Source organism: Gemmobacter sp. (assembly GCF_046292685.1).
Classification (GTDB): Bacteria; Pseudomonadota; Alphaproteobacteria; order Rhodobacterales; family Rhodobacteraceae; genus Wagnerdoeblera.
Genome location: NZ_JBKBQM010000085.1, coordinates 1 through 6,775, shown reverse-complemented (window position 1 = coordinate 6,775; position 6,775 = coordinate 1). Strand labels below are relative to the sequence as shown.

The following is a 6,775-nucleotide window of genomic DNA, read 5'->3' as shown; positions in this document are numbered from 1 at the left end:
CCCCCCTCTCTTCCCCCCCCCCCCCCCCCCCCCCCGGCGGCGGCCCCCCCCCCCCCCCCCCCCCCCTCCCTCCCCCAAGCAGAGGCGGGCGTCAGACCCGCCGGACAACCAGAGAGGTAAGACCATGAAGAAACTCCTGCTCGCCACCGCGCTCGCCCTCGTCGCCGGCGCTGCGGCCGCCAACCCGGTCAAGGTCGGCATCGCCGCCGAACCCTACCCGCCCTTCGCCAGCCCCGATGCCGCCGGCAACTGGGTCGGCTGGGAGGTCGAGATCATCGGCGCCGTCTGCGCCGCGGCAGAGATGGAATGCGTCATCACCCCGGTCGCCTGGGATGGCATCATCCCCTCGCTCACCGGCGGCCAGATCGACGCGATCATGGCCTCGATGTCGATCACCGAGGAACGGATGCAGACCATCGACTTCTCGGACAAGTATTACAACACCCCCACCATCGTCGTCGGGCAAAAGGGCATGGCGATGGATGCCACGCCCGAGGGGCTGAAGGGCAAGGTGCTGGGCGTGCAGGTTTCGACCATCCACCAGGCCTATGCGCAAAAGCATTTCCCCGGCGCCGAAATCAAGCTCTACCAGACCCAGGACGAGGCGAACCAGGATCTGGTCGCCGGCCGCATCGACGCGACCCAGGCCGACAGCCTTGCACTGGCCGACTTCCTCGCCACCGATGGCGGCAAGGCCTGCTGCGAGATCAAGGGCACCGTGGCCGACGATCCGGCGGTGCTGGGTCTGGGCGTGGGCGTCGGCCTGCGCAAGGGCGAGGATGCGCTGAAGGCCAAGTTCAACGCCGGCATTGCAAAGATCCTGGCCGACGGCACCTATGACCGGATCTCGGCCGGCTACTTCACCTCGTCGATCTACGGCAACTGAGGCGCGGGCGTGTTCGACGCCTTGCTGGAGCTTTTTCCGACGCTGGCGCTGCTGGCGCCGGAACCGCCCGGCTGGGGCGGAAACCTGTTGCGCGGTCTGGTCAACTCGCTCCAGATCGCGCTGGGGGCCTTCGGGCTTGGCGTGCTGATCGGCACGCTGGGCGCCTTCGGCAAGCTTTACGGCGGCCCGGTGCTGCGCGACCTGCTGGCGGTCTATACCACGGTGGTGCGCGCGGTGCCGGAACTGGTGCTGATCCTGATCCTGTATTACGCGCTGACCGATGCGGTGAATCAGGTGCTGGTCGGCATGGGCTATCCGCGCATCGTGCTGTCGGGGGTGGCGGCGGGCATCGGCGTGCTGGGCGTGGTGCAAGGCGCCTATGCCACCGAAGTGATCCGCGGTGCCATCCTTTCGGTGCCAGCCGGCCAGATCGAGGCGGCACGCGCCTTCGGCATGCCGCCCTTGAAGCTCGCGCTGCGCATCACATTGCCGCTGGCGCTGGCGGGAGCGATTCCGGGCCTAGCAAACCTGTGGCTGATCGCCACCAAGGACACCGCATTGCTGGCGGTGGTCGGCTTTGCCGAACTCACGCTGGAAACCCGGCAGGCGGCGGGCAGCACAAGGGCCTATTTCACCTTCTTCCTCGCGGCCGGCCTGCTGTATCTGCTGGTCACGCTGGTGTCCGGCTGGCTTTTCGGCCGGATCGAAGCGCGTGCCCGGCGCGGCCAACCGGGCGCCACGGGGGGGCGGGGATGAGCCGCGCGTTCTGGCAGCCGCACCGCATCGTGCTCGTGGGCCTGGCATTGGCGCTGGCCGTCTGGTGCGCGGTTTCCCTGCGCTGGGACTGGGTGCCGCGGTATTTCGACCTCGGGGTCCAGGGGCTGTGGCGCACCATCTGGATTCTGGTCGTGACCAGCGTGCTGGGGTTCCTGCTGGCCATCCCGCTGGGTTTGGCGCAGGCGGCGGGCCCGTGGTGGCTGGCTGCCCCGGCGCGCGCCTTTTGCACCACCATCCGCGGCACGCCGCTGCTGCTGCAACTGTGGTTGCTGTATTACGGCATCGGGTCGCTGTTCCCGCTGTTTCCCGAAATCCGCGAAAGCTGGGCTTGGCCCTATCTGCGGCAGGCCTGGCCCTATGCGGTGCTGGCGCTGACCCTGAGCTTTGCCGGCTACGAAGGCGAGGTGATGCGCGGCGCCTTCAAATCGGTCCCCCACGGGCAGCTGGAGGCCGCGCGCGCCATGGGCATGCCGAGGTTCACCATCCTGCGCCGCATCTGGCTGCCGCTGGCGATCCAGCGCGCGCTGCCGACGCTGGGGGGCGAAACCGTGCTGCAGCTGAAGGCCACGCCGCTGGTGGCGACCATCACGGTCATCGACATCTACGCGGTGGCGAACCGCGTGCGGCAGGACACCTTCATCGTCTATGAACCGCTGATCCTGCTGGCGCTGGTCTACATGGCGCTGACAGGCGTGATCGTGCTGGCCTTCCGCTGGCTGGAAAACCGCCGCCCGCAGCGCCGCGCCTGACGCGCGCGGGGCGGCACCGGCGCGGGCCTCAGGGGTTTTCGTCCAGCAGGCGCTGCAGGTCGAACCGGCGGGCGGTTGCCCATCCGCAGGTTGCCTTGCGCATCGCGGGGCCATTCGGCTTCGGGCCGGTCGCGGTAAAGCTCCACCCCGTTGCCGTCGGGGGCGCGCAGATAGATCGCCTCGGACACGCCGTGGTCGGCCGCCCCATCGAGCGCGATGCCCGCCGCCAGCACCCGGCGCAGCGCATCGGCAAGGCTGGCGCGGTCGGGGAAAAGGATTGCGGTGTGATAAAGCCCGGTATGGCCGGGCGGGGGCGGGGTTCCGCCGGCGCTTTCCCGGGTGTTCAGCCCGATGTGGTGGTGATAGCCCCCCGCCGAAAGGAAGGCCGCCTGCGGCCCGTAGCGCTGGGTCAGCTCGAACCCGAGCACCCCGGAATAAAAGGCGATGGCGCGGTCAAGATCGGCGACCTTCAGGTGGACATGGCCGATGCGGGTGGCCGGGTGGATGGCATGTGGCATGTTGCCCTCGGTGTGTTGCGATGGGGCGAATATGCCTGTGCGATGACGCAAAGAAAACCGCCCCGTTCGCGCCGATCCTGTGCGCAGATGCACGTCAAGCCGACACAGCCGCCTTGCAACGCCCCAAATGCGAACGGAGGCCTTGCGGCCCCCGTGCGGCAACCCTGCCAGATGGTGCGGATGAAAGGCACCGGACATTCGGCGCCACGTGGCGTAGAATGGCGCGCAACCCCTAGACAGCACGCAGTTTTCGGTCAGGCTGGACGACCATGAGGCGCAGATTCGCGCGGTATAGCGCGGTCGGCCTGGGGGGCTGGCTGGGGGGCCGAATGGGCGCGAGAAACAGGCTGACCGCGAAAGGGATCGCTTCCGAACCGCCTGGGAAACTCCAGGATGGCGGCGGCCTGATCCTCGAAAAGCGCGATGCGGCCAGCGGGAAATGGATTTATCGCTACAGCCTCGCGGGGCGCCGGCGGGAAATGGGGCTCGGCGGCTGGCCCGAGGTGTCGCTGGCTCAGGCCCGCGCCCTGCGCGACCGATGGGCGGAATGCGTGCTGAACGGCACCGATCCGATTGCCGAACGCGCGCGCCTGCTGGACGAGGAGCGCGCGAGGATCGACCGGCGCGACCCGACGCTGTCAGAGGCGGTGGCGCAGGCTTTCGAGGCCCGCAAGGCGCGTCTGCGTGGCGACGGCACGCGCGGGCGCTGGCTGTCGCCGCTGCAGGTGCACGTCCTGCCTCAGATCGGCAAGCGGCGCATCACCAGCCTGCACCAGCGCGACCTGCACGATGCGCTGGCCCCGATCTGGCGCACGAAACACACCACGGCCGAGAAAGCGATCCAGCGGCTGAGGATCGTGTTCGAACACGCTCAGATTTCCGGCGCCGAGGTCGATCCCGTCACGGTGGACCGCGCGCGCCAGATGCTGGGCCACGTCGACGTGACACCGGAGCCGATCCCGGCCGTGCCGTGGCAGCGAATCCCGGAGCTGTGGCAGCAACTGGTGGCGCAGCCGACCACCGCGCATTTCTGCCTGCGCTGGCTGATCCTGACGGCAGTGCGGCAGAGCGCCGGGCGCGGCGTCCGGCTGAGCGAGATCGACGGCGATATCTGGACGATTCCGGCCGACCGGATCAAGGGCACCGCGCGCCGCGTCGCCGATTTCCGGGTGCCGCTGTCGCCCGCGGCGCTGGCGCTGGTGCAGGAGGTGGCGCCCGGCGCCCGAGACGGCATCCTGTTCCCCGGGCAGAGCCGGCGCGGCCCTGCGCCGATCACCGACACCGCCACGCAAAAGGCACTGCGTAACCTCGGCTGGAACGCGGCGCCGCACGGGTTCCGCACCTCGTTCAGGACGTGGGTGCAGGACACCGAGGCGGCGAGCTACGACGTCGCCGAAACGGCGCTCGGGCACGTGATCGGCGGACGGGTCGAGCGGGCCTATGCGCGCTCCGACCTGCTGGAGCGGCGGCGGGTGCTGATGTGCCGCTGGGCGGATTTCGTCACCGGCGCCGGGGCGGCGGCGAACGTGGTGCCGCTGCGGGCGTGAGCCTGCGTCCCGGCAAAAAAACGGGCACGCGGTCAGGGTTGCAGGCGCGGGCGCAAGCGCGGCGTGGCTGGTCGGCACCACCACCTGAACCCCCGCCGAAGCGGCCAGCGGCGCCGCCTCACGGCGCGGCGGCCTTCCCCGGAGATGCCAGCGTGGCGAGCGCGTCGTCCCAAACCAGTTTCACGCGCACCACCCCGGCCGAGGCAGCGATTTGACCGACACCGACAGCGCAGAGGCGAGGGCCGGATCGGTCGCACCCCGGATCGCCACCGAGGCGCCGGTCGGATTCACGGCCGCGCCGCTGGCATCCTCGATCGTCAGATCGACCAGCAGATCGGACCCGCGCTGAACCGCGATCCGGGAATCGGCCATCAGCGGTCACCCGGGCCGGGCGCGGCCTGCGTGGCCTCGGCCACCTTGGCGCGTGCGAGGTTGCGCAGGACAGGCTCGGACGGTTTCAACCGCTTCATCGCCGCCGGCACGCTGGCCTGCGCGTGGCCGACGGCCAGGTCGACCGCCTGTTGCACCGGCAGGCCGCGCGAAACCGCCGCGCGGGCGCCGGTCATCAGCGCGGCGTGCAGCGCCTCGCGGTGGCGCGCCTCGATCTGGATTCCGGTCCAGGCGTTGAACCGCATGGCCGCCCAGCCGATGGCCAGCGCCAACAGGCCGCTGGCCAGTTCCAGCAGGTGCGGCAGCAGCAGGTCGAGAATGACGGCAGTCATGGACTTCTCCTGTTCAGCCACGCGAGGAACGCGCCCGAAAGCCCCGTGGCGGCAGGCTTTTCGGGGTTCGATGGGGTTTTGATCGTCGCAACGGTCACGCCGGATAGGCTTTCCGGTCCAGCTCGTAATGCGGCCCGTCGCGGAACGTGCGCCAGTCGCCCCCCCAGATCACCGGCACGCGCAGATCGGCGGCGGCGGCTTTCATTGCGACGGCCAGCCGTTCGTAAAGCGGCCAGTCCCAGCTGACCTTGCCGCCGACCAGCGCGGCCACGTCGATCGCGTGCCCGGTCAGGTGCCGGCTGTTCAGCGTCTGAGAGGCGCCCGCGCGCACCAGCTGCGCCTGCCGCTCCGGGCTGCGCAGGCCCTCGGTCACGACGAACGGCACCGCGCTGCGCTGGCGCGCGAGGGCGGCCACGCGCACGAGATCGGGGTGCACGCCGACCAGCGCCCGGGTGCTGCGGTCGTCCCAGTCCCAGGCCGTCGACGGCGCGGGCGGCGCAGCGGGCGGCAGGGCGGCATCGAAGGCCGCGCGCGTCCGCGCCCCGGCCCAGCCGTCGACCGCCACGCCAAGCCGCGCCTGCACGTGCCGCGCGAATGCCTCGTTGTCCTGTTCCCGGCTCATTTGCTCACCTCTCTCGAAACCGTGGCCGACAGCCGCACCGGCCCAAGCGGCAGCAAGCCAACATAGGCCTGCCACCGCGCTTCCCAGACGAAACCGGCCGGGTCGCTCAGGCAGGCGCGCGCCCAGGGGATCGACCACTGGCCGACCGGATTGCGGCTGACGTATTGCACCGGGCGCGGGCTGGATGCCTGGCAGAAATGCCCGCCGTTGTGGCCGGCGGTCAGCGGGTGGACCGTTTCGGAATAGCTCATCACCGGGCGCGGCAGGCCGAGCGCATCGCCGGGAAAGCTGCGCACCACCCGCACCACCTCGCCGTCGATCTGCACGGATTGCGGGTTGAACAGCAGCCGGGTTGCCGGCGCGACAAACAGCGCCCAGGCCAGCGCCAGCACCGCCAGCCAGGCGCGATCTGCCCGGTTCATTTGCGCCACTCGCGCCAGAGTTCGATGGCCCGGCGCGGATCGTCCAGCGCCAGCAACAGCCAGCGCATCAGCCCCTCGGCCGTCAGCGCCACCAGCGCGGCCGCGACCGGCTCGGGCAGGCCGGTTCGCGCCTGCGTCCACTCGGTGCCGACGTAGGCAGCGCCGACTGCAACGGCAATCGTCGTCACCACCTGCCACAGGTTCAGGCGCTGCGAGGTCTTGATCTTGACCACAACCGCAACGCCGACCGCGATCCAGAATTCCAGGGATTTCAGCATCAGCGCCGCCTCGCCACTCCGCACATCAGGATCACGGCCACGCCGACGATGACGATGGCCAACCGTCGCCCGTCGCGGCGCCAGGCCAGCTGAAGCGGGACATCAGATTTTGCACTGTTTGACACCAGATTTTGCAGCAACGCGGTTTTCAAGAGTGGGCGCTGCAGGGCCGTTTGAATACCCCGTTCAAGGGTCTTTTGCGCCTCCCGGCGCGAAGTTCAGGATCAGCAGTTCCGGCACCACCTTCGTGCCCG

9 protein-coding genes and 1 pseudogene are annotated in these 6,775 nt (G+C 69.8%); 4 read left to right on the top strand and 6 right to left on the bottom strand.

What is annotated here, in order from left to right:
* Nucleotides 1-124 precede the first annotated feature (124 nt).
* Genes ACK4S2_RS15340 through ACK4S2_RS15330 form a run of 3 tightly spaced genes read left to right on the top strand, consistent with a single transcriptional unit; the run spans nt 125 to nt 2,412 of the window.
* Complete coding sequence (locus ACK4S2_RS15340) at nt 125-886, top strand: transporter substrate-binding domain-containing protein (RefSeq protein WP_409626337.1); 762 nt, start codon at nt 125-127, stop codon at nt 884-886.
* Nucleotides 887-895: 9 nt separating this feature from the next.
* Entirely contained in the window at nt 896-1,642 is a 747-nt protein-coding gene (locus tag ACK4S2_RS15335) for an ABC transporter permease (RefSeq protein WP_409626334.1), read from the top strand.
* Nucleotides 1,639-2,412 carry an ABC transporter permease gene (locus tag ACK4S2_RS15330; protein ID WP_409626331.1) on the top strand — a complete coding sequence of 258 codons (774 nt, stop codon included), beginning with the start codon at nt 1,639-1,641 and terminating at the stop codon, nt 2,410-2,412. The genes ACK4S2_RS15335 and ACK4S2_RS15330 overlap by 4 nt, the downstream gene beginning before the upstream one ends.
* A 74-nt stretch (nt 2,413-2,486) precedes the next feature.
* Here the strand turns inward: ACK4S2_RS15330 and ACK4S2_RS15325 are convergent.
* Nucleotides 2,487-2,930: pseudogene (locus tag ACK4S2_RS15325) on the bottom strand (VOC family protein); the annotation flags it as partial.
* Between the two features lie 329 nt (nt 2,931-3,259).
* Here ACK4S2_RS15325 and ACK4S2_RS15320 point away from each other — a divergent pair.
* On the top strand, nt 3,260-4,477 hold the full coding sequence (locus ACK4S2_RS15320) for a tyrosine-type recombinase/integrase (RefSeq protein ID WP_409626328.1): 1,218 nt from the start codon (nt 3,260-3,262) through the stop codon (nt 4,475-4,477).
* Between the two features lie 180 nt (nt 4,478-4,657).
* Here ACK4S2_RS15320 and ACK4S2_RS15315 read toward each other — a convergent pair whose 3' ends face one another.
* The 5 genes from ACK4S2_RS15315 to ACK4S2_RS15295 all read right to left on the bottom strand — a co-directional run bounded on the left by ACK4S2_RS15315 (nt 4,658) and on the right by ACK4S2_RS15295 (nt 6,521).
* Nucleotides 4,658-4,849 (bottom strand): hypothetical protein, encoded by a 192-nt coding sequence (locus tag ACK4S2_RS15315; protein ID WP_409626325.1) that lies wholly within the window; start codon nt 4,847-4,849, stop codon nt 4,658-4,660.
* Nucleotides 4,849-5,199, bottom strand: coding sequence for a hypothetical protein (locus ACK4S2_RS15310; protein ID WP_409626322.1), 351 nt, complete (start codon nt 5,197-5,199; stop codon nt 4,849-4,851). The genes ACK4S2_RS15315 and ACK4S2_RS15310 overlap by 1 nt, the downstream gene beginning before the upstream one ends.
* Nucleotides 5,200-5,293: 94 nt before the next feature.
* A complete protein-coding gene (locus tag ACK4S2_RS15305; RefSeq protein WP_409626320.1) occupies nt 5,294-5,821 on the bottom strand; it encodes a M15 family metallopeptidase in 528 nt (175 codons plus the stop codon).
* Nucleotides 5,818-6,243 (bottom strand): hypothetical protein, encoded by a 426-nt coding sequence (locus tag ACK4S2_RS15300; RefSeq protein ID WP_409626317.1) that lies wholly within the window; start codon nt 6,241-6,243, stop codon nt 5,818-5,820. Before ACK4S2_RS15300 ends, ACK4S2_RS15305 begins: the two co-directional genes overlap by 4 nt.
* A complete protein-coding gene (locus ACK4S2_RS15295) occupies nt 6,240-6,521 on the bottom strand; it encodes a hypothetical protein (protein ID WP_409626314.1) in 282 nt (93 codons plus the stop codon). Before ACK4S2_RS15295 ends, ACK4S2_RS15300 begins: the two co-directional genes overlap by 4 nt.
* Nucleotides 6,522-6,775 lie beyond the last annotated feature (254 nt).